The following is a 24,927-nucleotide window of genomic DNA, read 5'->3' as shown; positions in this document are numbered from 1 at the left end:
CACTGTTATCGCTCATGTTTAGGGGAGAACATTGGATACGTCGGTTGACGAGTTGGTCGAGGCACTACGCGAGTCGTTGAGGGAGAACGAACGGCTCAAGGCGCAGAGGACCGAGCCGATCGCGATCATCGGAATGTCGTGCAGGTTCCCCGGCGGCGTGATGTCGCCGGAGGACCTCTGGGAGCTGGTGGCGGCTGGCGGCGACGCCATTGGGCCGTTCCCCACCGACCGCGGCTGGGACACCGACAGCCTCCATCACCCCGATCCGGACCACCCCGGCACGACCCATGTGCGCGAGGGCGGATTCTTACACGAAGGCGCCTACTTCGACGCGGGTTTCTTCGGGATCACGCCGCGCGAGGCGGCTGCCATCAACCCTCAGCAGCGGCTGCTGCTCGAATGCGCCTGGGAGTGCATGGAGCGGGCCGCCATCGACCCAGCCACCCTCAGCGGCAGCCGCACCGGCGTCTTCACCGGGGTGATCTACCAGGACTACAGCAACCCGCTGCAGTCCCCGCCGAGCGACGCTGAGGGCTACCTGTTGACCGGCGAGCTCGGCAGTGTCGCCTCTGGCCGGATCGCCTACACGATGGGCCTGCAGGGACCGGCGATCACGATCGACACGGCCTGCTCCTCCTCGCTCGTCGCGATGCATACGGCGGCCGAGTCGCTGCGCCGCGGCGAGTGCTCGATGGCGCTGGCGGGCGGTGCGACCGTGATGGGTCACCCGCGGGTGATCACCGAGATGTCACGGCAGGGCGTGCTGTCGCCGGATGGCCGGTCCAGGTGCTTCTCCGACGACGCGGACGGGGCCGGATGGGGCGAGGGCGTCGGGCTCCTGCTCCTGGAGCGGCTGTCGGACGCACGGGCGAAGGGCCACCAGGTGCTCGCTGTGATCCGCGGCTCCGCGGTCAACTCCGACGGCGCGAGCAACGGCCTGACGGCGCCTAACGGGCCGTCACAGCAGCGGGTCATCGTCGACGCCTTACGGGCCTCCGGCCTGTCGCCCGCCGAGGTGGACGCGGTGGAAGCGCACGGGACCGGCACCTCGCTCGGTGACCCCATCGAGGCGGGCGCCCTGATCGCTGCTTATGGGGGTGAGCGTCCGGTTGAGCGGCCGTTGTGGGTGGGGAGTGTGAAGTCGAATATTGGTCATGCGCAGGCGGCGGCTGGTGTGGCGGGTGTGATCAAGATGGTGATGGCGTTGCGGCATGGGGTGTTGCCGGGGTTGGTGCATTTTTCGTCGCCGTCGCGTCATGTGGACTGGGATGGCAGTGGTGTGCTGCCGTTGGCGAAGTCGGTGCCGTGGCCGGGTGGTGAGCGGGTGCGGCGGTGTGGTGTGTCCTCGTTCGGGATCTCTGGGACGAATGCGCATGTGATTGTTGAGGAGAGTCCTGACGCTGTCTCGGAGATGGTCGATTCTTCCAGTGCGGTTGATGGGTCTTCGGCGGTGCCTTTGGTGGTGCCTTCGGTGGTGCCGTGGGTGGTTTCGGGGCGTGGTGAGGCGGCGGTGCGTGGGCAGGCGGAGGCTTTGTTGGGGGTGGTGGGGGATGAGCGGCCGCAGGATGTGGGGTATTCGCTGGCGGTGACGCGTTCGCAGTTTGAGGAGCGGGCGGTGGTGTTGGGTTCGGGGCGTGAGGAGCTGGTTTCTGGGTTGGTGTCGCTCTCGCGTGGGGAGTCGGCTGCGCTGGTGGTGCGGGGCAGGGCGTGGGCGCAGGCGCGGCCGGTGTTTGTCTTTCCTGGGCAGGGTGGTCAGTGGGTGGGGATGGCGAGGGAGCTTGCGGAGTCTTCGCCGGTGTTTGCTCGGTCTTTGGCGGAGTGTGAGGAGGCTTTGGGCCGGTTTGTGCCGTGGTCGCTGCGGGAGGTGTTGGCCGGTGTGGTGGGGGCGCCGGGGCTGGAGCGGGTGGATGTGGTGCAGCCGGTGTTGTGGGCGGTGATGGTGTCGTTGGCGCGGGTGTGGCGGGAGTGTGGTGTTGAGCCGGCGGCTGTGGTTGGTCACTCGCAGGGGGAGATCGCGGCGGCTGTGGTGGCTGGTGCGCTGTCGTTGGATGACGGTGCGCGGGTGGTGGCGCGGCGGAGTCAGATGCTGGTGCCGCTGGCGGGGGGTGGGGCGATGATGTCTGTGTCGTTGAGTGCGGCTCGGGCCCGTGAGTGGGTGGCTCGTTGGGAGGGGCGGGTGGAGGTGGCCGCGGTCAACAGCCCGGAGTCGGTGACGGTTTCGGGGGAGCGGCAAGCGGTGGATGAGCTGCGGGTCGAGTGTGAGGCGGCCGGGGTCCGTGCCCGGATGGTCAAGGTGGACTATGCCTCGCACAGCAGCCGGGTCGATTCGGTCAGGGATGAGTTGTTGGAGGTGTTGGACGGTATCCGGCCGAGGGCTGGTTCGGTGCCGATGGTTTCCACTGTGACCGGCAAGCCGGTGGAGCATGAGGAACTCGGTGCGGATTACTGGTGGCAGAACTTGCGTCGGCCGGTGGAGTTCGAGGCGGCCTCGCGTCATTTGCTGGAGGCCGGTCACCATGTCTTCATCGAGGTCAGTCCGCATCCGGTGCTGGCTTTCGGTCTGGAGGGCACGGTTGAGGCCGCAGGTGGCGGGGCTGCGGTGATCGGCACTTTGTGGCGTGAGGACGGTGGTCCGCTGCGGTTGGCGACTTCGCTGGCTCAGGCCCACGTCCACGGTGTCCCGGTGGACTGGGGCGCCTACCTCGCCCCGACCCGGCCCCGCCGCATCCCCTTGCCCACCTACGCCTTCCAACGCCGGCACTACTGGCTCACCGAGCCGCCGCGCACCGCGCTGACCGATCTGACCGCGGCCGGACTTGAGCGCCCCATGCACCCGTTCATCGGCGCCGGCGTGCAACTCGCGGAGTCGGGCGGGCACTTGTTTACCGCCCGGCTGGCGCTGGACGAACACCCGTGGCTGGTGGACCACGCCGTCGGCGAGGAGGTGGTCCTTCCGGGCACCGCCCTGCTGGATCTCGCACTGCGGGCCGGGGAGCAGGTGGGCACCGAATGGGTGGACGAGCTGGTCCTCGAAGCCCCGCTGCTGCTGTCCGACGACGACACCGTCCAACTCCAGCTTGCTGTCGACACCGTGGACGAGGAAGGGCGACGCCGCGTTAGCCTGCACTCCCGACGTGGAGGCATCGGCGAGTGGACCCGCCACGCCACCGGTGTGTTGTCCTCGACCTGGGAGCCGCCGGGTACTGGGACCGCCGAGTGGCCGCCGGCCGGCGCCGAACCGATGGATGTGGTGGCCGTATACGACCGGGCGGAACGCGCCGGGCTGTCGTACGGCCCAGCCTTCCGCGGCCTGAGCCAGCTGTGGAGGCGCGGCGAGGAGTACTTCGCAGAGGTCCACCTGCCCGCCGACGTCGCGCAGGGCGCCGAGCAGTTCGGCCTGCACCCCGCCCTTGCCGACGCCGTGTTACACGGCTGCCTCGCCGCGATGGACGACCGGAACGCGCTCAAGGACGAAGCCGTCCTGCCGTTCGCCTGGACCGGGGTTGGTCTGTACGCCGTCGGAGCCACTGCGATCCGCGCACGGATCAGGCCGGCGGGCGACGACGAGTTCAGCATCGAACTCGCCGACGACACCGGAAACGCCGTCGGTCGGATCGAGTCGCTGACGTTCCGGCCCGCCGGGTCTGAGCTGCAGGGGACGGCGCGCTCACTCTCCGCGGTCCGCTGGACCTCTCTGGCTGCTCCGGCCGACGCCGCCCTGCCGGACGGGGGGCTGCGGGTGCTCGTCTCCGACGGGGACGCCCTGTGCCGCCTGCTCACCGAGGCCGGAGTCGAATTCTCCGCCGCTGCGGACGCCGCCGCGGCCGCCGACCGGCCCGCTCTGACGCTGCTCGACGTTTCCCCGGATGCCGACCCCGCGGGCACTGACGACCGCGCGGTGGCGGCCGGCCTGGCCCGCTCGGCCACGGATGCCGTCCGGCGAACGCTGGCCGGTATGCGGGAGTGGCTGGCCGCCACCGGGGATTCCCCGACCCGGCTCGCGGTGATCACCCACCGAGCGATCGGCACGGCCCCCGAAGAGGACGTGGCTGATCTGGCCGGCGCCTCGGTCTGGGGCCTGGTCCGAACGGCCCAGGGCGAGTACCCGGGCCGGTTCGTCCTGGTGGACCTCGACGACGACCCGGCCTCTGCCGCCGCGCTGCCACTGGCCCTGCAGACGGCGGAGGATCAGGTCGCGATCCGTGGCGGCCACCTGAGCACACCGCGGATCGGCCCGCTGCGCACCGAGGCGGCGGCCACGCCGCTGGCCGGACCGGACCGGACCGTGCTGATCACTGGCGGAACCGGCGGACTCGGCGGTCTGCTCGCGCGGCACCTGGTGAAGCAGCACGGTATCCGGCACCTGCTGCTGGCCGGCCGGCGCGGCGAGAGCGCCCCCGGGGTCCGCGCACTCGTCGCGGAGCTGGCCGAACTCGGGGCCTCCGCCGAGGTCGTGGCGTGCGACGTCGCCGACTATGACGCGGTCGCCGCGTTGCTGGCCGCCATCCCCGCCGACCGCCCGCTCGGGGCCGTGGTCCACGCGGCCGGCCTGCTCGCCGACGGCACCATCGACACGCTCACCGAAGACCAGGTCGAGCGCGTCATGCGGGCCAAGGTGGACGGCGCGGTCAACCTGCACCTGCTGACCCGGGACAGCGAACTGTCCGCCTTCATCATGTACTCCTCGGTGGCGGGCGTCCTCGGCACGCCGGGGCAGGGCAACTACGCGGCGGGCAACACCTTCCTCGACGCCCTGGTGCACCACCGCCGGGCGCAGGGGCTGCCGGGCAGCTCGCTGGCCTGGGGACCGTGGGAGCTCGGCACCGGCATGACCGGAGGCCTGACCGAGGTGGACCACGCCCGGCTCGCCCGCTGGGGCCTGCTGCCGCTGGACTCCCAGGACGGCAGCGCGCTGTTCGACGCGGCCCGGGCCGCCGATAGCCCGCTCGCCATCCTTTGCCGCATCCAAGTGACCCGGGCCCTCGACGCCCGGCTGATCCCGGCGATGCTGCGCGACATGGTCCGGGATACGCCGCGGTGGCGCACGGCCAGGAGCGCGGTGCAGGCGGACAGTGGCGCCGAGGACCGCGAGAGTCTGCGCGAGTTCCTCACCGGCCTGCCCGCCGCGCAACGCCACGCCGAGCTGATCCGGATCATCACCCAGCACGCCGCAGAGGTCGCGAATCTGGCCTCGGCCGCCGACGTCGACCCCGACCTGCCGCTGATGGCGCTCGGCTTCGACTCCCTGGCCTCGCTTGAACTGCGCAATCGGCTCGTGCACCTGCTCGGCCTGACCGGCCACCTGTCGGCCAACGCCGTGTATCAGACCCCGACGCCCGACGGGCTGGCCGCACGCATCGCCGCCATCCTGGCCGACGAGGACGAGACGACCGTGGCGCCGCCAGAGCAGGAGGGCTCGGCACAGCTGTTGCTGGCCAAGGACATCGTCCCCGCCGCAACCACCGCCCCCGCCGCCTTGGCGGAGTCCGAGCACCTGTTCGTCACTGGTGCCACGGGTTTCCTCGGCGCCTTCCTGCTGCGCGAACTCCTCGATCGGACCTCGGCCACCGTGCACTGCCTGGTCGAGGCGGCCGACGCCGGGCAGGGCGTGGCACTGCTGCGGGACACGCTGCGCGGCTACCGGCTCCGGGACGACGACCTGACCGAGCGGCTGGTCCCAGTGCCCGGCGACCTCGCCCAGCCGCGGCTCGGCCTGACGCCGGATCAGTTCGACGCGCTGGCCGAGACGGTGGACGGCGTATTCCACTGCGGCGCCGCCGACGCGCTGGATCTCTCCGAGGAGCCCGGGTCCGCGAGTTCCAGCGGAACCGCGGAGGTGCTGCGGATGGCCGCGCGCCACCGGACGGTGCCGGTGCACCATGTCTCGACGCTCGCCGTCTTCGGGGAGCGGAGCCCGGACGGGCAGGCGCTGGCCGAGGACTCGCGCACCGGGCCGGGAGCCGCCCTGACGGACGATCACGACCGGGGCATGTGGGTCGCGGAGGGGTTGGTGGCGATCGCGCGCGAGCGCGGCCTGCCGGTCTCGACGTATCGGCCCTCCCGACTGTTCGGCCACCACGGGACGGGGGCGTGCCACGAGGACGATGTGCTCTGGCGTGTCGTCAAGGGCTGCGTCCAGCTGGGCGTGGCGCCCGCGACTGAGCTGACCAGCGACATCATCCCGATCGACTACGCGGCGGCGGCCATCGCGGGCCTGGCCTGCGAGGGGCAGTCGCTCGGCGGGACGTTCCATCTGTCCAACCCGGATCGGGTGCCGTTCGCCGCTGTCATCGCCGCCCTCACCGCCCATGGCTACTCGCTGTCCGAGCTCCCTTCGGGGCTGTGGGCCGACATGGTGCGCGGTGCCCCGGACAACGCGGCTCACCCGGTGCTCCCTGCCTTCTCCGAGAATTTCCTGAACTCTGACGGCCTCGGCAACTTGACCTTCGAGTCCGCAGCCACCCTTGAGGCACTCGCGACCGTCGAGGTCTCCTGCCCCCCGGTGACCGCCGAGGTGCTCGCTGCCACCATCGACTACTTCGTCGAGACCGGCTACCTGCCTAACCCCCAGGAGGTTTTCAGGCGATGAGCGACCAATACCATCTGGCCCAGGCGAACATCTTGTACGCCGTCGATTCGCTGAAGTCGGAGACCCTGGCCGGCTTCCACGAGCTGGCCCTGGAGATCGACGCCCTCGCGCGCAAGGCACCGGGCTTCGTCTTCCGGCTGGAGTCCCTGTTTGACCTTCCCGAGGACCCGTACATGCTGAACATCTCGGTGTGGGAGTCCATGGAGTCGCTGCGGGACTTCACCTACCGCGGCGATCACGCCGAGTCACTGAGGATGCGCCGCACTTGGTTCAAGCCGCCGCGCAGCGCGCCGTCGGTGCTGTGGTGGCTGCCCGCCGGCACCCTGCCTGACGTCAACGAAAGCATGGCCCGGCTAGAGATGCTCAACGCCAAGGGGCCGACCCCGGAAGCCTTCACCTTCCGGCGCATGTTCCAGCCGCCGGTGTCCTGAGAGGAACGACCGATGCATCCTGATGTCCAGTCACCCGCGCTTTCGTCGGCCGAGGCGCTGCGGACGTTCCGCGAGTTCGCACAGAGCACTCTTCTCGGACACGACGCGGAGTTCGATTCGGGAGCGGAGCCGCCACTGGAGCTGTACCGGCCGCTGCACAAGCTCGGACTGATGAACTGGTGGCTCCCCACCGAGTACGGCGGCGCCGGCCTGAGCCTGGCCGACAGCGTCGACATTGTCTCGGAACTCGCCTACGCCGACGCCGGGTCGGCCTTCACGCTGCTGATCTCCATCCTCGGTAGCTCGATGGTCCAGCTGTACGGATCGCAGGAGCTGAAGGAGCGCTACCTCACGGCGATGACCCGTGAGCCCGGCTACGCGTCGGCGCTCGGCAGCGAGCGCGCGGCCGGGAGCGAGTTGATCAACCTGACCACTACGCTGACCAGGCGCGGCGACGACGTGGTGCTCAATGGCGAGAAGATGTTCTCGACCAACTCCGGCTTTGCCGACTACCTCGTGGTGTTCGCCAAGTCGGCCGGGGCGAAGGGGGTGGCCTCTTACCACGCGGTGCTGGTGCCGCGCGGCACCCCGGGCGTCGAGGTGGTCAAGCGCTGGGACATGATCGGCCTGCGATCGGCAGGCACTTACCAGGTGGAGTTCACCGACTGCGCGGTGCCGAGCGCGAACGTGCTGGACGGCCCCGGTTTGAAGATCATCGAGGTCGGCCTCAACTCCAGCCGGATCCTGATCGGGGCCATCGCACTCGGCGTCGCCCGGCGGATCCGCGACCTCTGCCTGGAATACGCGATCGCTAAACCACTGGCCGGCCACAAGCTCATCGAGAACGCGGTTTTCGCAGGCAAGATCGGCCAGATGGAGATGCAGATCGAGGTCATGCGCAACCAGTGCCTCGCGGCGGCGCGCGACTACGACGAGGTCATGGCGATGCCTGACCCGGCGCGTGAATTCCTCCAGCGTGGTGCGCTGCGTTCGGCGCTGACGGCCAAGATGTTCTGCGGTCAGACCGGTTGGCAGATCGCCACGGTGGGATCGGAGATGTTCGGCGGTCTGGGATACACGAACGACATGCCGATATCCAAATACCTCCGGGATATCAGAGCCGTCACCATTGTCGAGGCCGGTGACGACGTACTGCGCGAACTCGTCTTCCGACGGTTCGTGCTCCCTTCCGATCGCAGGATTTGAGGTAGCGGGCAATGGGCCAGAGGTCGCTCAACAAGTTGTCGCCGTGGTTCCAGTACGTGTCCTCCGGAGCCGGGCCGGGCGAGGCATGTCTGGTCTGCGTGCCCCCGGCCGGCGGTGGCGCCGCCGCGTACTGGACGTGGACGCAGTGGCTGCCCTCTCAGGTGGACCTGCTCCTGGTGCAGCCGCCAGGGCGGGAAGACCGCTACGCGGAGCCACCCGAGTGGACGCTCGATCAGCTGCGCGACAATTTCTCGCAGGTGAGGGACAGACTGCCGGATCTGCCGTACTTCGTACTGGGCCACAGCATGGGCGGTCTGGTGGGCACGCACCTCGCCACCTGGCTGGCTGCGACCAGGGACCTGAGGCGACTGATCGTCAGCTCGTATCGGCCGGACCCGAGCGAGAGCCGCTTCTCCCGGGTGTTCCCGGGCGGACGGCCCGTCCGGATCGACCTGGCGCAGCTCGCCCCCCTGAGTGGGATGGACGTCGAGGAGTGGCGGCGCCTGCCCGCGGAGATCCAGGAACCGCTGACCCGACGCTGGTTCGCGGACCTAGCGCTCTCCGCGGAGCTGCCGGTTCCTTCCGGAGTGGTCTTGGACTGCCCGGTCACCGCATGGCTCGGGGACCGCGACTTGATGGCCGAGGGCGAGCTGATGGCCTGGTCGAAGCTCACATCGAGCAGCTGCGAGGTGGAGTCCTGGCCGGGCGGCCATAACTACCTCTTCGCCCGTCCCACGCCGGTGCAGGAGCGGCTCATCGATCTCCTCGCAGTCGGCGAGTGCGGCTAGGGGGTCCCGAAGGATCTCCGCGGAGGCGCACCTCGGCGTTGGCCTCCGCACCGTCAACGGACGTCAGGGGAGGGGTTGTATTCATGGCGGTACCTGGTGGGGGAGAGGCCGAATTCGCGAGCGAAGTGAGTGCGCAGGTTGGGCGCGGTGCCCAGGCCGCTGCGCTCGGCGACCAGTCCGACCGGCAGATCGGTGCTCTCCAGCAACTCCCGGGCCCGAGCCAACCGTTGGGTGAGCAGCCAGCGGCTGGGGGTGGTGCCCAACTCCGCATGGAACCGGCGGATCAGGGTGCGCACGGACACCCCGGCCCGGGCGGCGATGCCCCCGACACCGATCGGCTGGTCCAGCTGGGCCATCGCCCACTCCAGCACCTCCCCCAGGGCGGAGCCGCTGTGCGGCACCGACATCGGCGACTCCATGTACTGAGCCTGGCCACCGGAGCGGTGCGGCGGGACGATCATCCGGCGGGCCACGGCATTGGCGGTCTCGGACCCGAGGTCCTCCCGGATGAGGTGCAGGCACAGGTCGATCCCGGCCATCAGGCCGGCGCTGGTGAGCACGTCGGGATCGTGGGTGTAGAGGATGTTCGGGTCCACCTTCACCGCCGGGAACCGGCGGGCCAGAAGGGGCGCGTGCTCCCAGTGACTGGTGGCCGCGCGTCCGTCCAGGATCCCGGCTGCGGCGAGTACGAAGGAGCCCGAGCAGAGCGATACCATCCTGGCGCCCCGCGCATGCGCGGCGCGCAGTGCCGCCAGCACCGGGGCCGACGGGTCGCCGTGCACGTCCCCGCTTCCGGGAACGATCACCGTGTCCGCGGGCACCAGGTCGTCGAGCCCGTGGGTGGCCCGCAACTCGAACGGGCCGGCCGGTCCGGCGTGGTCGAACCAGGCACGCAGCGGCACCGGTTCGCCCGCGCCGCCGACGGCGCACAGCCGCAGGTCGTACCAGTCGGCGGTGTGGTTGCGCGGTGGGGTGCCGAATGCCTGGCAGGCGAGCGCGACCTCGATCGCGGCCTGCTGATCCAGCAGCAGCACCGCCAGAGTGCCCGGAAGTCTGGTCATGGCACAAAACTAGCGTCCGGTGGCAAACATGCCACTCGTGATCGCCGAATCCGCTCGGTACGGTGACTTGACGTGACAGCGCACATCTCCCAACCCCCTACCGACACCCGGGCCGACGTCCGGCGGTGGCGGATCCTGGCGGTCGCCTCGGCCGCCCAATTCCTTGCCATTCTCGACCTGTTCGCGGTCAATGCGGCGTTTCCGGCGCTTGAGCGATCCTTCCACGGCGCCAGCCTGTCGGAGGTCACCTGGGTCCTCAACGCCTACACGATCGTGCTCGCGGCCATGCTGGTCCCGGCGGGGCGACTGGCCGACAACATCGGCCGCAAGCCCGCGTTTCTGTTCGGGATGGTCTTGTTCGGAGCGGCTTCGGTGGGCTGCGCCCTCTCCCCGGCGCTCAGCATATTGGTGGCCGCGCGGGTCGTGCAGGCCGTGGCGGGCGCCATCCTGATCCCCACTTCGCTCGGCCTTGCGCTGCCGGCGTTCCCCCCGCGCGAACACCCTGCCGTGATGGGCATCTGGACCGCGGTCGCCGCGGTCGGCGCCGGCAGCGGCCCGGTAGCCGGCGGGCTCCTGCTGAATGCCGGGTGGCGCTGGATCTTCCTGATCAACGTTCCCGTCGTGGTGCTCGCCGTGCTGGTCGGTCGGCGTGAGCTCCCAGCGACCGCGCGGGGCCAACGCACGCGCTTGGACCTCCCGGGGGCGGTGCTGGTCCTGGCCACCGTGGCCGGCCTGACCACCGTCTTCACCCAGGCACCCGTCTGGGGGTACGGTTCCGCGGCCATCCTCGGAGCCGCCCTGGCGACCGCCCTGTGCGGCATGCTGACGGTGCGACATCTGCGCCGGGCCTCCGACCCGGTGATCAGCTTCGACCTCTTCCGGAACCGGCTGTTCAGCGTCGCCGTCAGCGGGGTGTTCCTCTACTACCTGGCGTTCGCCGCGATGATCCTGGCAGCCACGCTCTTCTTCACCGGCCACTGGCACTACTCCGTCGTGGATGCGGCGCTGGGTATCGCTCCGATGCCCGCCAGCACCATGGCGACGGCGCTCCTCTCCGGTCGGATCGTGGCGCGTGTCGGTGCGCGGACCTCGGCCATGCTCGGCGGGCTGACTCTCGCGGCCGCCTGCGGTTGGTGGGCGCTGACCGTAACGGACCGGCCGCAGTACCTCTTCGTCTTCGTGCCCGGCGCGATCCTCGCCGGTGTCAGCACCGCACTGCTGCAGCCACCGCTGTTCGGTTCGGCGGCAGCCCTGCCGCCGAGTCAGACGTCGCTGGCCACTGCGGTGCTCATGATGTCGCGGCAGATCGCCTCGGCCCTCGGCATCGCGGTCCTCACCGCGATCCTCGGACACCAGACACTGCACGGTTTCCGGGTCGCCTGGCTGGCCATGTGTGGGGCCGCGCTGGCCTCGACCGTGATCAGCGCCTGGTTCCGCGGGATTACCGCGGGCGACACCACCAAGTCCCCCGAAGGAGCAGCCGGCCCATGATCGCATGCACGACCGTCCCGACGACCGCGTTGCCAGAGTCCGTGGTCCCGTTCCGGGTCAGCATCCCGGAAGCCGTCGTGGCCGACGTGCGGGAGCGGCTGAGCCGGACCCGCTGGCCCGAGCCCGAGACCGTCGGCGACTGGTCGCAGGGCACCCGGCTGACCTTCGTCCGTGAGTTGTGCCGTTACTGGCTGGAGGAGTACGACTGGTCGGCGGCCGAAGGGCGGCTGAACCGGTTCCCGCAGTTCATCACGGAGATCGATGGGCTCGGGATCCACTTTGTCCACGTCCGTTCACCGTACCCGGACGCCACGCCGCTGCTGATCACGCACGGCTGGCCCAGTTCGGTCGTCGAGTTCCATAAGGTCATCGGCCCACTGGTCGATCCGGTCGCATTCGGCGGCGATCCGGCCGACGCTTTCCACGTCGTCTGCCCCTCGCTGCCGGGGTTCGGGTTCAGCGGCAAGCCGGACCGGGCCGGCTGGGGCACCGAGCGGATCGCCGATGCCTGGGACCGGCTGATGGGCAGGCTCGGCTACCCGAGCTACGGCGCCCAGGGCGGCGACTGGGGCGCCCGGATCACCATGGAGCTCGGTCGGCGGCATCCGGAGAACCTGATCGGCATCCACCTGACGATGGTTCCGTTCTCCCCGCCGGAGAGCCCCGAGATCCTCGCCGACCTCACCGAGCAGGAGCGTTCAGCACTGGAACGGCTCGCCCGGCACCGCGCTCAGGGATCGGCGTACGCCGCCGTGCAAGCGACCCGCCCGCAGAGCATCGGCTACGGCCTTACCGACTCGCCTGTCGCGCTGGCTGCCTGGCTCACCGAGAAGTTCGAGGAGTGGAGCGACTGTGACGGTGACCCCGCTGCCGTCTTCAGTAACGACGAGCTGCTCGACAACGTCCTGATGTACTGGCTGCCCGGCACCGGGGCGTCGGCCGCCCGCCTCTACTGGGAGAGCTTCGGCGCCCTTGGTGGCCGGCCGGAGCCCATCCCGGTGCCGACCGGCTGCTCCGTCTTCCCGGCGGATTACTACCGGCCGTCCCGCCGCCTGGCCGAGGCCGAGTACGCCGGCCTGCGGTACTGGAACGAGCTCGACGCCGGCGGGCACTTCCCCTCCCTGGAACAGCCGGCCAAGCTGCTGAGCGAGGTGCGGGCCGCGTTCCGCGCGTTCCGCTGACGAAGAGCCGGAGACACTCCGAAGAGCGATGGACATCGTCCTCGGACGACGGCGCCACCGACCACCTCCCCGGTCGGTCGGTCGGCGCTGCGCTTCGAACTGGCCAGCACCCCGGCGGTGGGGCCTCTTCCACTTGATCTTCCCGCCGAACGTATATGCCCGGCTGGTGCCGGCCTAACTGCGTGAGAATCCCGAGGACTGAGGCAACACCAAGCGGACTCGGGCCGGGCACGTCACGGTGGTCGTGACGTGCCCGGCCCGCCGAGGCGGTCAGGGTGTGATGACGACCTTCAGTCCGGTGCGGCGCTGGGCGGCCGTGAACGCGGCAGCGCTCTCGGCCAGCGGCATTTGGGACGTTACCAAGGGGTCGAGCGCCACCACGCCGCGCGCGGCCAGGTCGATGGTGCGTGGGTAGACCTCGCCCATTCGGCGCACCATGGCGATCTCCAGCTCCTTGCCACGCGCGAGCGAGGCGCGGAACGTCGTCTTGTCCGAGCCTGGGATGCCGCCGAGCACCACGCGCCCGCCGGGCCGAACGGCCTCCATGGCGATCCGCACTCCGTCGTCATTCCCGACCATCTCGAAAGCGACATCAACGCCGCACGCGGAGAAGTCGGGACCGGTCGCGGTTTCGGCTGACGGATATGGGTCGAGGACCTCGTCGGCGCCCCACTTGGCGGCGGCCTCGCGGCGGTGCATGAGCGGTTCGACGGCGATCAGGTGGGACACTCCGGCCGCCCGTAGCAGCTGGATCAGCAGCAGACCGACCGGGCCACAGCCCACAACCGCCACCGTGCCGCCGAACGGTACACGTCCCAGGTCCAGTGACCACAGCGCGACGCCCAGCGGCTCCAGCATCGCGCCGGCCACGTCCGACACCGTGTCAGGCAGTGGGTGTAGCCGGTGCGAGGGCCACGGCATGACCTCGCGCAGCATCCCGTCCGTCACGCCGTGGCCGGAGAACCGGATGTTGTAGCACAGGTTTTGGCGCCCCTCCCTACAGGTCCGGCACGTCTCGCAGGGGATCGCGGGGTCGATGGCGACCCGCTCCCCGCGCCGCGGCCCGGACGTGATCACGCCGGCGCCCTCGTGCCCTGGCACCAGCGGCCGCTCCAGTTTCGCATCGCCGATCGCGCCGTCCTCGTACCAGTGCAGGTCCGATCCGCAGATCCCGACCGCGGTCACCCGTACCAGGGTTTCTCCGGCACCCGCCTCTGGCTCGGGCTCATGAGCCACTCGCAGATCCGTTATTCCATGGAGTCTCGCTATCTGCATTCGATTAACTGTATGAGGGGAGGGGGATGTTGTGCATACAGGTGATCGAATCTCAGACAGTTCGCTGAGGTCGTCTTCACGCCAACTCCTGGGCGTGGTACTGCCGTTCACCGACGCAGGAGTTGGCGGTACCTCACCAGCCTCGCCGCACGTCCGCCGTGGTGGAGGAACAGGTGCTCCGTCTGCGACGTGAGCATCGGATCGGACCACTGCGACTGGCCGCCCGGAGCGGCGACCATGCTGTCGCCGAAGGTCAACTCACCTTGGGAAAAGTGGATCTGACGGACAACCAGCTCGGCTTCCCTGCTCAGCCGTGATCCGTATGTGATGAACGCCCCGTAATCTGCCCTGCGTTGGGATTGAGCGGATAGACGACCAAGGCGGGGGAAAGTCATGACATACCGGCGCGCGGTGTTACCGGCACTGGCTGGCGGGCTGCTGCTCACGGCCCTTCTGTGGTGGGCGGGGGCAAGCGCGCACGCACTGCACCTGCCAGGCGCCACCGGCATGCTCGACAGCCAGACCGCCGCCGAGCTGGAGCGCTGGCTCACCCCCTGGTCGTACGACCCTCCGACCTCGGTCCAGTTCGGTACCGAGGTGTCCGGCGGGATCGGGGGAGCGGCCGGGGTCGTCGGCACCAGCTACCGCGCGCTGTATTCCACCGCACTGCAGATCCGGTTCGGCGCGGTCTTCGCCTTTTTCCTACCTGGTGCACTGCTCCTGGTCCGCAGGCTGCCGCCGGTGCGCGGCCGGATGCCGGCCGCGCTGCTCGCCATATGGGCCTGGGGCCTGGTAGCCGGGACCCTGGCGGTGACCGTCTCCGCACCGTGGCTGATCGCCTCGGGAGGGCGCGGGGGCTACCGTTTCCTGCCTCACCTGGCGGGCGTCATCTCCTCCGGGCGGCAGGTATTGGTAGTGACCGCGCTGGTCGCGGCAGTGGTGACGGTGCTCGCAGCGCGAGTCGCTGCCAAGGGGGCCGATCCGCTGCCGCACGAGGTCGTCCCGGCTCGCGCCGCCCGCCTGGCCGCCTCCGTCGGAACCGCCGTGATCGCATTCTCCCTGGTCGTCCTCTCGTACCAGCCGGTCGCCGCCGCCCTCCAGCAGGTCTCGCCGAGCATCGGTCTATTCGCCGAACCGGGCGACCTCCTACGCCAGTGGCTGCTGCTCGGCGCCTGGGCGGGCCCCGGGGCTGCGCCCCTCGGTGACTGGCTCCTGTATCGCGCCGCCGACGTGCTGCTGCTCGCCGTGGTGTGGTGGGCACTGCGCCGACTGCCCGGACTGCTCACCCGAGCCACTGTCCCCGCGATGGCGGCTGCCGCAGTCTGCGCGACCGTCCTCGCGTTGCTGGCGAGCCAGCTGCTGAGGATGGCGGTGGACGGGGCGGGCTCGGGCCTGCGCCGGGACCTGCTTCATCTGTCCGCTGACATCGGTAACGGCGTCCCTGCCGCCCTGACCTGCGGCCTGGTGGCAGGATCCGCGGCTGCCCTGACGCTGCGGGTGGCCGTGAGCCGAGCGGAGAGCTCCGACACAACCTCCCCTCAGCCTTCCGGGCGGCCTTAGCTTGTTCCTTGAGGGCTGTCCGGTGATCCCCGGCGGGCGCACCACGGCTACCGGTGCGCCCCGCGGTCGTGAGTCGCCTGTCCAAGGCAGCGCGGAGCCACCGAAGTTCATCATGATTCATCCCCCGTGATTCACATGATTCGAAGAGGGGTAAACGTGGCGCGATTCAAGACCTTCAGGACGCTCCCGGTGCCTGCCTGCCCGCCGGACGCGTGTCAGGCCGTGCGGCCCGACCAGATGTCCCAGTTCTGCGTCTTGATCCATTCGACCGTGGACGTCAGTTGTACGCCGAAGACGCGCTCCGTCGTCGCGGGTTCGGCTGCCAGCAGATCCTGGTCGCCGGCCGCGACGTGATGGTAGATACCGGCCACGCCCGCGGCCGACTCCGCGCCGAGCAACTGGCCGAGACCGGCCTCGAAGTCTTCGACGCCGAGCGGGAGGTAGCGGACCTCGCGTCCCAGCGCGTTGGCGAACGCCGCTGCCAGCTCGGTGCCGGTCAGTACGTCGGCGCCGCCGACGTCCACCGCCCGGCCCACGACCCCTTCGGCTTCCGTCGCCGCGGCGAGCACCTGTGCCAGGTCCGCGTGCGACATCCAGGCCACCCGCTGTCCGACGGGCAACGGGTAGGCCAGAACACCGTCGTTGACGAGCGCCGGGCCGTTCCACGGGCTGAAGAGGTTGTCGAGGTAGACGGGAGGCCGGACCGACACCGTGGGCAGCCCGCTGTCGAAGAGCACCTGCTCGGCGAGGCGCCGGGTCTCGAAGCCCGCACGGCCGGTACGCCCCTCCGGCAGCGGTGTGTTGACGTTGTAGACCAGGCGGCTCACCCCGGCCTCGCGGGCGGCCTCGGCGATGTTGCGTGCATAGGCGAGCACGCTGTCCGCTTCGTAGACGAGCGGCAGGGTCACCACCGCGTGCGTGACGCTCTCGAAGGCGCGGCGCAGGTCCTCGGCGCTGCCGAGGTCGCCCCGGACCGGGGTCCAGGCGCGCCCTTCGTCGTCGGCCGGCCGGTCGGTGTCGCGTACCAGGCCACGCACCTCGTGCCCGCGCCCGGAGAGCAGCCGGGCAACGGCCCCGCCCTGGAAGCCGTTGGCCCCGGTGACCAGGTACCGCTTCGGCTGGTCCTCACTCATGTGTCGTCTGCCTCTCTGCGTTCTTTACTCATCCGCGCGGCATCGGGCGTCACCCGGCCCCTCCGCGGGGGCGGGCGCGGCCGGTACGGCCAGCCGCAGCGTGAGCAGGGCCGCCACCAGAGCGAGGGCGGCGCCGGCCAGGAACGCGGCGCTGAACCCCTCGGTCAGTGCGACGTCACGCGACCCGGAGGCCACTTCGGTACGGGCGGCCGCCACACCGGACAGCAGGGACAGGCCGACCACGGAGCCGAACTGCTGGCTGGTGTTGACCAGTCCGGAGGCGAGCCCCATCTGTGGTCCCATCGACGAGTCCCCCTGTTTGGACCTCTGAGCTGTCCCGTACAGCAACTCCTGGGACAGCTCGGCACAACTGTCCGATACGTTGGGGGCTACGATCAATGAACGAATGACCGTTCTGGTTTAAGGATCGTCCGTGCCTGATGATGTGCTGAGTGAGCTGCTGCGGCCTCTGCGGCTCAGCGACATCTTCTACAGCCGGTGGCAGGCCGGCGGCGAATGGGGCGTCCAGGGGGAGGACGACTCCTGCGCGGTGCTGCACTACATGCTGAGCAGCGAGTGCTTTGTCGACTTCCGCGACGGCTCGCCGCCCATCCGCCTGGGTGCGGGCGATCTCGCGGTCTTCCCCTACGGCACCGCGCACACCTTCGCCAACCGTCCGGACGCGGTGTCGGCCCGGCCGTTGACATCCGTACTGCCGGAACGCACACCCGGTTCCTCGGACGTGGTGACGATCGGCGGCGAACCGTCCGACACCGAAATGCTCTGCGCGAGCCTGCACTACGACGGAACGGCCGAGCCGGCGCTCTACCGGGCCCTGCCCCGGGTGATCGTGCTGCGCCGGGACGTGCTCACCGAGGAACCGCTGCTGCACGGCACCCTGCGGTCCCTCGACTCGGAGATCGCGCGCACGTCCCCCGGCTCAGGACTGGTCGTCCTGCGCGCCTTCGAAATGGTCTTCGTCCTGGCCCTGCGCACCGCCCTGGAACGGCTCACGGAACTCTCCCCCGCTCTCCAGGCCCTGCGCCACCCCGGCATCAGCGCGTCCCTGGTGGCGATCTACCGGGACTACGCCCGCCCCTGGACGGTCGAGACCCTGGCCCGCGAGGCGGGCATGTCGCGCTCCGTGTTCTCCGAGACCTTCCGGGCACTCGTCGGCGATTCGCCCGCCCGTCATCTGACGGCACGTCGACTCCAGGAGGCCCGCGCGTTGCTCTCGGACGGATCGGTGGCCCTGTGCGACATCCCGGCCCGGGTCGGCTACCAGAGCAACGTCGGCTTCCACCTGGCCTTCCGCCGCGCGTTCGACACCACCCCGGGGGCTTACCGCCAGGCGCTCAAACCGGCCTGAAGCGCAGCGGGATCCGGGTCGGGTACGTCGCGTCGCCTCCGGCCTCCCGCGCAACCGGTGCGCCGCCCCACCTCGTGAGAGAGGGGCAGCGCACCGGATGCACAGCGGGCGATCACGGAGCCCGGGAGTGCTACCTCCCGGCCAGCGCGCTCCGTACGACGGCCACCGCTGCCGCCACGTCCTGTGCGGCCAGGCCCAACGACAGGTAGGCGGTGATCTCGTCGCCGCCGGTGCGGCCGGGCACCGTGCCGCCCAGTACTGCACCGAGTTCGCCGCGGGGATGGCGGGCGGGGTCGAGCAGGCCCTCCTTGCCGGGTTCGAGCAGTTCGGACGCCTCGGCCATGGCTGCCGCGTGCTCGTCCAGGAAGACGGCAGAGGCGGCGACCAGCTCGGATGCCAGCTCGCGCGCCCCCGGCTGACAGGCGCCCACCGCATTGATATGGGTACCTTCGTCCACCGCGGCCGGTTCCAGGAAGGGCCTGGAGGAAGCGGTGGTGGTGCAGATGACCTGCGCCCCACGTGTGGCTTCGTGGAGCGAGGCGCACGGGACGGCCTCGACCCCGAGGGTGGTCCGGGCCCAGTGTGCGAGCGCGGCGGCCTTCTCGGGGGTGCGGTTCCACACCGTGATCCGTTCGAAGGGCCGGACCGCCAGCTGCGGGGCCAGGTGCGCGTAGGCCTGGTCGCCCGCGCCGAGGACGGCGAGGACGCGGGCGTCGGGGGCGGCCAGGGCGTCGGTGGCGACGGCGGAGACCGCTGCCGTGCGCAGTTCGGTGAGGACGCTCGCGGGAAGGACGGCCAGGGGCAGCCCGGTGTCGGGGGAGAACACCGTGACCGTGCCCACGTGCGACGGCAGGCCGCGGCGTGGGTTCTCCTTGTTCACGACGACGGACTTGATGCCGAACCAGCGCTCCCCGGCGACGGGGATCTGGGCGGGCATGGAGCCGAAGAGGGCAGCCGGTGCGCCGGTCGGGGCTCCCGGGGCGGGGGCCCCGCGCAGCACGGTCCGTACGGGCTGGATGACCTCGCCCGCCGAGACGGCGGTCATGATCTCCCGCATGGCGGAGATCGCGGTGGACGGCGGGAGATGGTCCCGGACCTGTTGTTCGGACAGCAGCTCGGGCACTTCGCTGCGCATCGGGCTCACCACCCGCGGCCGACAGGCCGGCCGATGGTCGCGGCCGGGCCGGTCAGCAGGTCGGCGCGGGTGAAGGCGGACCAGACCATCCGGATCGGGCGGGTCGGCGAGACGAAGTCGAGGTTGTGCAGCCGGGCCGCGGGCGCGGTGGTCAGCGCGAGCGGGACCTCCCCGGAAGCCACCGCGGCCGCCGCGGCACTGGTGGAGTCCACCAGCATCAGCTCGCTCACCTCGTAGGAGTCGGGCAGCAGTTCCTCCACCAGGAAGCGCGGGGCGGGGTGGGTGGCGATCCGTACCGGAGTCTTCCCCGGCGGGCCGGCAACGGGTTCGGGCGCGGCGTCGGGCGTCCGCGCGGCGCGGGCTATGCCGTAGAACGGGGTGTCCTTGACGAAGACGGCCGCCAGCCGGAACTGCGGGTTCATATAGAAGCGGTCGATGTGCGCATACGCGTTGGCGACCACCGCGAGGTCGGCCTTGCCCGAGGACAGCAGGTCACCGGCCTCCTCATAGCGGCCGCACAGCCGCACCCGGGCCGATTCGTGGCCGTGGGAGAGCAGATGGCCCGCCAGGTACCGCGAGGCCTGTTCGCTGCTGGTGCCGGCCGGGCCCAGGGAGGCGATGGTCAGGGCGCCGGTGCGGGCGAGCCGGGAGAGAGCGGTGTCGGTAATGCCGTGAGGTGCTTCGGCGATCGTTGAAGACATGGGTCCCCCTGAAACGGTGAGGTGAAGGGTGTGGATGCAGGCATCGGAAAGCGGGGTGCGGGTGGGCTCTGCCGGGTCACGGGCGTGTGCCGGTGCCCGCCCGGTCGGAGCGGAAGACGACCGGATGGTTGAGGTGGCGGTAGGCCGGCAGCTGCCCCGACGTCGCTCGGTGGTGGAGCTCCTGGACGAGCCGGGTCACCGGGCCGGGGACGCCGTCACCGACCGGGCGGCCGTCGATGGTGACCACCGGCACGACCTGGCACCCCGTCCCGGTGAGGAACACCTCGTCCGCCATGTGCAGTTCGGAGCGCAGCACGGTCCGTTCGGCGGTCCGCGGCCCGCCCTCGGACGCCAGCAGGTCGATGACGGCGGCGCGGGTGAGGCCGGGGAGGATGTCGGCGCCGAGATGCGGGGTGGCGACCTGGCCGTCGCGGACCACGAAAATGTTCGCGGTGCTCGCCTCGGCCACCTCACCACGCTGGTTCAGCATGATGGCGTCGTCGTAGCCCGCGGCCGAAGCCTCGTCCACGGCCAGTGCGTTGTTGGCGTAGCCGCCGGTCACCTTGGCGTTCACGGGGAGCGAGCTGTCCGGAATCCGCCGCCACGAGGACACCCCGCAGCTGATCCCGTCGCGGGAGACATAGGCGCCCATCGGCATCGCCATGATGGTCAGCGCCGTCGAGACACCGCTGAGCCGCACTCCGAACGGCGTGCCGGGCCGCAGCGCGAGTTTGTGCACGACGGGCCTGATGTAGGCGTGGCCGTTCAGCTCGTTTCGACGCAGCAACTCGGCGGTGATGTCGACGAGTTCCGATACGGAGTGGGGAAGGTCCAGACGCATGAGGCGGCACGAACGGTGCAGTCGCGCATAGTGTTCCGCGGCCTGGAAGAGGTAGGTGCCGGCAGCGGCTCGTGCGTCGCGGTCGTCGTCCGGTCCGGAGGTTTCCGGGCCGCCGGAGCGCGGAGCGGACGGCGTGCCGGGGTCGGGCACGGCGTAGGAACGGATGCCCTCGAACACCCCGGTGCCGTAGTGCAGGCCCTGGAGGCCGGGGCCCATGTACAGGTCGCCGGCGCGGATGAACTCGCCCTGATGGAAGATCCAGGGGGACTTGGGCGGGGCGGGCGTGGGGGCGGGGGCCTCCGGTGCGGGCGCGGTGCCGCCGTCCGCGGGCGTGCGGGCGCCGTCCGGCGGAGTGGGGGACGCCGTGGTCACTGGCCCGACCTCCCGCCGGCCATGCCGAGGGCGATCTGCCGCTCGGAGTCGAGCGAGGAGCGGCGGTCGTGAACCCGGGCCGCCTTCCAGCTCACCATGGCGCCGGTGGTCGTGATGCCGCCCAGCTCTCCGTAGGAGACGGTGAAGGGGCAGCCCCAGCGTTCCTGGGCCAGCCGCTTCAGCGCCTCGGTGCGGTCGTCGGTGAGGGTGATGCCCTCGGCCGTGTGCAACTGGATGGCGAGGGTGTCGGTGCCGTCATCGGTCCGGTCGATCACCAGCTGGTAGTCCAGGACGCCCTCGGCGCGCGGCAGCAGTGAGTCCTCCAAGTCGTAGGCGGTGACCCGGTTTCCGTTGAGGTCGATCACATCGCGGACGCGGCCCAGCGGCAGCAGGTATTCCGAGGGGTAGCCGGCTCCGGCGGCCGGTTCCAGGGCGACCAGATCGCCGGTCCGGTAGCGGACCAGTGGCTTGCTGCCCTGGTAGAGGTGGGTGATGACCAGTTCGCCCTCACGGCGTCCGTGCGCGTCCGCGGGCGCCGGCTGGGTGGTGACGGGGTCGATGACCTCGTACAGGACGTTCAGCGGCACCGTCCGGAGGCGTCCGTCGCCGTGCACGGCCCCGAGGATGGATGCCTCCTGGGAGGCGTACAAGCAGTTGTAGGCCGTCGCTCCCCATGCGCGGCCGATCATGTCCAGCAGGCCGGGGGTGGCCAGTTCGCCGGTGAGCATGAAGAAGCGGATGCCGAAGTCGCGACGGGGGTCAAGGCCGGCGGCGGCAGCCTGCTTGGCCAGGGACAGCGCGACGTTGGGGGCGCAGAAGACCGCGGTGACCTCGATTTCCCTCAGCACCTCCAGGGCCCGGGTGAAGCCGACCACCGGGGAGTGGGGCCACATCTTGGCGTGGGCGTGTCCGAGGTTGCGGCTGATGTCCCCGAAGGTGTCACCGGTCGAATGAAGCTCGTTGGGGCCCATGACACCCACCATGTGCCCGCTGCCGTGGGCCCGGAAGACGTGGTCGTAGCAGACCGTCAGCGCCGTGTTGTTGACGATGCTGTCGGTGTTGTCCCGGGGGCAGGGGGTGGAGCGGCCCGTGGTGCCGGTGGTCTCGTAGAACACCCAGGCCCGGTCGAGCGGCTGCGACAGCATGGCGTGCAGCTGGGTGCGCAGGTCGTCCTTGGTGGTGAACGGGAGATCGGTGACGGACTCCCACGAGAGAGCCTCAAGGGAGGACTCGTCCAGGCCGGTCAAGTGCTGGGCGTAGAAGGGCGAGTTCTTGGTGACGTAGCGCAGGGTGGTGCGGAGCTGCTCCAGCTGATGGGCACGCAGTTCCTCGGGGGTCCATTCGCCCGCGTCGAAACGACGGTGGTCGCGGAGGGTCTTGCGGGCGAACGCATCGGTCTCGTCGTCGAAAATGGTGAACACGACAGGTACTCCTGTGAGGGCATGCTCGTGCGACACGGCACGGCCGTGCTGCAGGGGAAAGGGGAGGGGAGAGGTGGGGCGAGGGAAAAGGAATGCCGCGAAGTCGCGGGCAGGGCGGTTATCGCACTCGGCAGAAGGGAGTGCGTTGATGTCGTTCCTGCGAGGGGCGGCGGGGCAGACGTCCAGGGCGGCGGGGACACCGCTGTCCCGCCGTTCCCGGTTCGCCTGCTGCCCTGCCGAAGACCGCGGGAAGTCCCGGGCGCCATTGTCCGGGTGGGGAATGCCTGGGGCACCTTCCCGCGTGCCGGCCGTCACGGAGCGGTGGACACCGTGACGGCCTCCGGAGCGGCGGGCGTTCGTGGAGACCACCGGGGAGGTTTTCCGGGGAACGCCGGTCAGAAAGCAGACCGATCAGGGTTCGTGTGGCGTAGCGCGCGACACGGGGAGGATCAGCGCATCAGGGGGAGGCTTCCGGTGAGCCGGTTGACCATTTTCTTGGTGCCGAAGATTCCCACCGAGGCATAGGTGAGTTCCTCGGCCGACGTCGTCGCCATGCGCTCGCCGTATTCGTCGTAGGTACGACAGGATTGAGCCAGGTCACTGAATCCGACGACGACGGCCTCCGGATCAGCGGCGGCCTCGCGGCGGATCCGGGCGATGTCCTCGGCAGTGGACTTGAGGATCGGCACCGGAATGAAGGTGATGCCCAGATGTACGTCACCGTCGGCGTCCTTGACATCGGTCCCGATCAATTCGGGTACCTGCTGTCCCAGCGTGAGAGAGGCGACCGAGGCGGCATTGAGGATCAGGCCGGTCGGCAGTTCGCCGTTGACGACAATGACGCACTTGCTGGAAGTGAGATCTCGTTTCATGCGGTTCCTTGCTTTTCTCGCGTTCCGTGAATATCGGTAGGGCGGGATGGCGCGCCTGCACATCACACCCCGGGTGGGTGCAGCCTTCCGGCAAAGCCCTATCTGTCCGAGTTCTCCCCGTAGGCGGACTCGCGGGCGGCGCGGGGGGCGGAGGCGGCGGCGGGTTCCGGGACGGCCTGTGGTGGCTCGGCCGGGGACGCGGCGGCGGTGCGGTTTCTTCCTCTGCGGGTGGGGAGGCCGTACCCCGCGCCCAGGACGACGGCCGCGATGACCACGGCGCAGCCCACGACCTCGATCCACCCGACCGGTTCCCGGCTGATGGCGGCGGCGGAGATCAGCCCGAAGACGGGGACGAGGTTGAGCAGGTTGACTGCGGTACTGGAAGGGACTTTGCGCAGGCCGTGGTTGTAGAGGAAGAACGCCACGACCGAGCACATGATCGCCAGGAAGGCGAGCATCCCCACTCCTGCCGCATCGGGCATCCGCCACGACCGCCATTCCAGGGGGCAGAGGACCAGGAAGCCGAAGGCGCCGGCGAGGGTTTGGTAGTACGTGTTCGTCAGGGGGCTGTGGCCCTTGCCTGATCGGCTGGCCGCGATGTTGTACGCGGCCCAGGCCACGCCGGCCGCCAGCAGGATGACATCGCCGAGCAGTCGGTGCGGGGCGCTGGATTCGGCGCTCTGCCGCACGATCAGCCAGACGCCCGCCATGGCCAGCAGCATTCCGGCGATCCGGCTGACGGTGGCTCTTCCCTGACCCAGCAGAATCTCGGTGATCAAGGTGATGACGGGAAAGGCCGCAACGATCACTGCGGCGTCGGCCGCGGTGGCGAAATCGACCCCGACGTTCTCCAGGCCGAAGTACGCGGTGATACCGAGCAAGCCCGCGCACAGCATCCTCACCACGGTGCGGCGCGGCGGGGGCCGCCAGCCGCTCTGCAGGCGGACGAGCACGCTCAGGACAAGAGCGGCGGCGGTGAACCGGATCGCGCCGATCGTCAAGGGCGGAAGCTGGCCGAGCAGCACTTTGGTGACGGCGAAGGAGGTGCTCCAGATCAGTGCCGCACCAAGAATGGCAAGGATCGAACCCCAGGGGGGCCGCTGCGTGTTCATTCCGTCCGGCATGGTGCCTCCCGTACCGGGCGGCGCAGGAGCTTCGCGTTCTGTGCGCTCATGCGGCGACCTCGTAGTCGACGACGACCCAGGTCGCAATGGCACGCCACAGGTCGACCCCGCTGACGTGGTCGGGATGCCGGAGATACCTGTTCACGGCGTCCGCGTCGGAAAAGGTGCCGCAGAGCGCGAAGTCATAGGCGATCGGGCGGTCGGCAGTGTTTCGCCCGCACTCCCACGACAGAATTTCTGCTATGTGCCGCGGGTGGTTCCTGGTGGCGGCCTCCGCTCGTTGTACACGTGGGTCATCCCAGTCCACCCCGGGATTTAATTTGAATAATACGACGTGACGAAGCATTTCCCCTCACGGCATTCTCAGGTGCGGTTTG

At 69.9% G+C, this 24,927-nt stretch carries 19 protein-coding genes and 1 pseudogene; 9 read left to right on the top strand and 11 right to left on the bottom strand.

From position 1 onward, the window contains the following. Positions 1-31 precede the first annotated feature (31 nt). The 4 genes from STRTU_RS03555 to STRTU_RS03540 are packed head-to-tail and all read left to right on the top strand — an operon-like array spanning position 32 to position 9,014. Entirely contained in the window at positions 32-6,589 is a 6,558-nt protein-coding gene (locus STRTU_RS03555; RefSeq protein ID WP_159742186.1) for a type I polyketide synthase, read from the top strand. Further along, positions 6,586-7,020, top strand: a complete 435-nt coding sequence (locus STRTU_RS03550; protein WP_159742185.1) for a DUF3291 domain-containing protein — start codon at positions 6,586-6,588, stop codon at positions 7,018-7,020. The genes STRTU_RS03555 and STRTU_RS03550 overlap by 4 nt, the downstream gene beginning before the upstream one ends. Before the next feature lie 12 nt (positions 7,021-7,032). Then, positions 7,033-8,226: an acyl-CoA dehydrogenase family protein gene (locus STRTU_RS03545; RefSeq protein WP_159742184.1), complete on the top strand. Its 1,194-nt coding sequence runs from the start codon at positions 7,033-7,035 to the stop codon at positions 8,224-8,226. An 11-nt stretch (positions 8,227-8,237) separates the two neighbouring features. Next, the gene (locus STRTU_RS03540; RefSeq protein ID WP_159742183.1) at positions 8,238-9,014 is read left to right on the top strand and encodes a thioesterase II family protein; all 777 of its coding nucleotides are present in this window, start codon (positions 8,238-8,240) and stop codon (positions 9,012-9,014) included. A 53-nt stretch (positions 9,015-9,067) separates the two neighbouring features. Here STRTU_RS03540 and STRTU_RS03535 read toward each other — a convergent pair whose 3' ends face one another. Next, a complete protein-coding gene (locus STRTU_RS03535; protein ID WP_159742182.1) occupies positions 9,068-10,075 on the bottom strand; it encodes a GlxA family transcriptional regulator in 1,008 nt (335 codons plus the stop codon). Positions 10,076-10,147: 72 nt separating this feature from the next. On the opposite strand from STRTU_RS03535, the gene STRTU_RS03530 reads away from it, so the two are divergent. Next, entirely contained in the window at positions 10,148-11,566 is a 1,419-nt protein-coding gene (locus STRTU_RS03530; RefSeq protein WP_159742181.1) for an MFS transporter, read from the top strand. Next, the gene (locus tag STRTU_RS03525; protein WP_159742180.1) at positions 11,563-12,747 is read left to right on the top strand and encodes an epoxide hydrolase family protein; all 1,185 of its coding nucleotides are present in this window, start codon (positions 11,563-11,565) and stop codon (positions 12,745-12,747) included. Before STRTU_RS03530 ends, STRTU_RS03525 begins: the two co-directional genes overlap by 4 nt. Before the next feature lie 270 nt (positions 12,748-13,017). Here the strand turns inward: STRTU_RS03525 and STRTU_RS03520 are convergent, their stop codons facing one another. Next, positions 13,018-14,022 carry a zinc-dependent alcohol dehydrogenase gene (locus tag STRTU_RS03520; protein ID WP_159742179.1) on the bottom strand — a complete coding sequence of 335 codons (1,005 nt, stop codon included), beginning with the start codon at positions 14,020-14,022 and terminating at the stop codon, positions 13,018-13,020. Between the two features lie 134 nt (positions 14,023-14,156). On the opposite strand from STRTU_RS03520, the pseudogene STRTU_RS03515 reads away from it, so the two are divergent. Further along, positions 14,157-14,255 (top strand): annotated as a pseudogene (locus STRTU_RS03515) (IS481 family transposase); the annotation flags it as partial. A 160-nt stretch (positions 14,256-14,415) separates the two neighbouring features. Next, positions 14,416-15,582, top strand: a complete 1,167-nt coding sequence (locus tag STRTU_RS03510; RefSeq protein ID WP_159742178.1) for a hypothetical protein — start codon at positions 14,416-14,418, stop codon at positions 15,580-15,582. Positions 15,583-15,797: 215 nt separating this feature from the next. Here STRTU_RS03510 and STRTU_RS03505 read toward each other — a convergent pair whose 3' ends face one another. After that, a complete protein-coding gene (locus tag STRTU_RS03505; protein WP_159742177.1) occupies positions 15,798-16,715 on the bottom strand; it encodes an SDR family oxidoreductase in 918 nt (305 codons plus the stop codon). Positions 16,716-16,739: 24 nt separating this feature from the next. Beyond that, the gene (locus STRTU_RS03500) at positions 16,740-17,018 is read right to left on the bottom strand and encodes a hypothetical protein (RefSeq protein WP_159742176.1); all 279 of its coding nucleotides are present in this window, start codon (positions 17,016-17,018) and stop codon (positions 16,740-16,742) included. A 130-nt stretch (positions 17,019-17,148) separates the two neighbouring features. Between STRTU_RS03500 and STRTU_RS03495 the strand changes: the two genes are divergently transcribed. Beyond that, the gene (locus STRTU_RS03495; protein ID WP_159742175.1) at positions 17,149-18,084 is read left to right on the top strand and encodes an AraC family transcriptional regulator; all 936 of its coding nucleotides are present in this window, start codon (positions 17,149-17,151) and stop codon (positions 18,082-18,084) included. Between the two features lie 130 nt (positions 18,085-18,214). Here STRTU_RS03495 and STRTU_RS03490 read toward each other — a convergent pair whose 3' ends face one another. From STRTU_RS03490 to STRTU_RS03460, 7 genes are all read right to left on the bottom strand, one after another. Beyond that, positions 18,215-19,219 (bottom strand): ornithine cyclodeaminase family protein, encoded by a 1,005-nt coding sequence (locus tag STRTU_RS03490; RefSeq protein ID WP_159742174.1) that lies wholly within the window; start codon positions 19,217-19,219, stop codon positions 18,215-18,217. Positions 19,220-19,224: 5 nt separating this feature from the next. Further along, complete coding sequence (locus STRTU_RS03485) at positions 19,225-19,920, bottom strand: type 2 periplasmic-binding domain-containing protein (RefSeq protein ID WP_246240089.1); 696 nt, start codon at positions 19,918-19,920, stop codon at positions 19,225-19,227. A gap of 76 nt (positions 19,921-19,996) precedes the next feature. Further along, a complete protein-coding gene (locus STRTU_RS03480; protein WP_218039289.1) occupies positions 19,997-21,133 on the bottom strand; it encodes an aminotransferase class IV in 1,137 nt (378 codons plus the stop codon). Beyond that, a complete protein-coding gene (locus STRTU_RS03475; protein ID WP_159742173.1) occupies positions 21,130-22,554 on the bottom strand; it encodes a phenylacetate--CoA ligase family protein in 1,425 nt (474 codons plus the stop codon). The genes STRTU_RS03480 and STRTU_RS03475 overlap by 4 nt, the downstream gene beginning before the upstream one ends. A 449-nt stretch (positions 22,555-23,003) precedes the next feature. After that, positions 23,004-23,426 (bottom strand): DUF2000 domain-containing protein, encoded by a 423-nt coding sequence (locus STRTU_RS03470; protein WP_159742172.1) that lies wholly within the window; start codon positions 23,424-23,426, stop codon positions 23,004-23,006. 98 nt (positions 23,427-23,524) lie between these two features. After that, positions 23,525-24,550 (bottom strand): DMT family transporter, encoded by a 1,026-nt coding sequence (locus STRTU_RS03465; RefSeq protein ID WP_218039288.1) that lies wholly within the window; start codon positions 24,548-24,550, stop codon positions 23,525-23,527. 46 nt (positions 24,551-24,596) lie between these two features. Then, on the bottom strand, positions 24,597-24,896 hold the full coding sequence (locus STRTU_RS03460) for a Dabb family protein (protein ID WP_159742171.1): 300 nt from the start codon (positions 24,894-24,896) through the stop codon (positions 24,597-24,599). Positions 24,897-24,927: the final 31 nt, after the last annotated feature.

This window comes from Streptomyces tubercidicus (genome assembly GCF_027497495.1).
Lineage (GTDB): Bacteria > Actinomycetota > Actinomycetes > Streptomycetales > Streptomycetaceae > Streptomyces > Streptomyces tubercidicus.
This window is presented reverse-complemented; position numbering and strand designations above follow the sequence as displayed.

What these genes read in the sequence shown, in the direction of transcription:
- STRTU_RS03545 (WP_159742184.1), top strand. Translation starts at nt 7,033, where the DNA reads ATGCATCCTGATGTCCAGTCACCCGCGCTTTCGTCGGCCGAGGCGCTG.
- STRTU_RS03505 (WP_159742177.1), bottom strand. Translation starts at nt 16,715, where the DNA reads ATGAGTGAGGACCAGCCGAAGCGGTACCTGGTCACCGGGGCCAACGGC.
- STRTU_RS03550 (WP_159742185.1), top strand. Translation starts at nt 6,586, where the DNA reads ATGAGCGACCAATACCATCTGGCCCAGGCGAACATCTTGTACGCCGTC.
- STRTU_RS03525 (WP_159742180.1), top strand. Translation starts at nt 11,563, where the DNA reads ATGATCGCATGCACGACCGTCCCGACGACCGCGTTGCCAGAGTCCGTG.
- STRTU_RS03490 (WP_159742174.1), bottom strand. Translation starts at nt 19,219, where the DNA reads ATGCGCAGCGAAGTGCCCGAGCTGCTGTCCGAACAACAGGTCCGGGAC.
- STRTU_RS03485 (WP_246240089.1), bottom strand. Translation starts at nt 19,920, where the DNA reads ATGTCTTCAACGATCGCCGAAGCACCTCACGGCATTACCGACACCGCT.
- STRTU_RS03535 (WP_159742182.1), bottom strand. Translation starts at nt 10,075, where the DNA reads ATGACCAGACTTCCGGGCACTCTGGCGGTGCTGCTGCTGGATCAGCAG.
- STRTU_RS03465 (WP_218039288.1), bottom strand. Translation starts at nt 24,550, where the DNA reads ATGCCGGACGGAATGAACACGCAGCGGCCCCCCTGGGGTTCGATCCTT.
- STRTU_RS03520 (WP_159742179.1), bottom strand. Translation starts at nt 14,022, where the DNA reads ATGCAGATAGCGAGACTCCATGGAATAACGGATCTGCGAGTGGCTCAT.
- STRTU_RS03500 (WP_159742176.1), bottom strand. Translation starts at nt 17,018, where the DNA reads ATGGGACCACAGATGGGGCTCGCCTCCGGACTGGTCAACACCAGCCAG.
- STRTU_RS03470 (WP_159742172.1), bottom strand. Translation starts at nt 23,426, where the DNA reads ATGAAACGAGATCTCACTTCCAGCAAGTGCGTCATTGTCGTCAACGGC.
- STRTU_RS03460 (WP_159742171.1), bottom strand. Translation starts at nt 24,896, where the DNA reads ATGCTTCGTCACGTCGTATTATTCAAATTAAATCCCGGGGTGGACTGG.
- STRTU_RS03540 (WP_159742183.1), top strand. Translation starts at nt 8,238, where the DNA reads ATGGGCCAGAGGTCGCTCAACAAGTTGTCGCCGTGGTTCCAGTACGTG.
- STRTU_RS03510 (WP_159742178.1), top strand. Translation starts at nt 14,416, where the DNA reads ATGACATACCGGCGCGCGGTGTTACCGGCACTGGCTGGCGGGCTGCTG.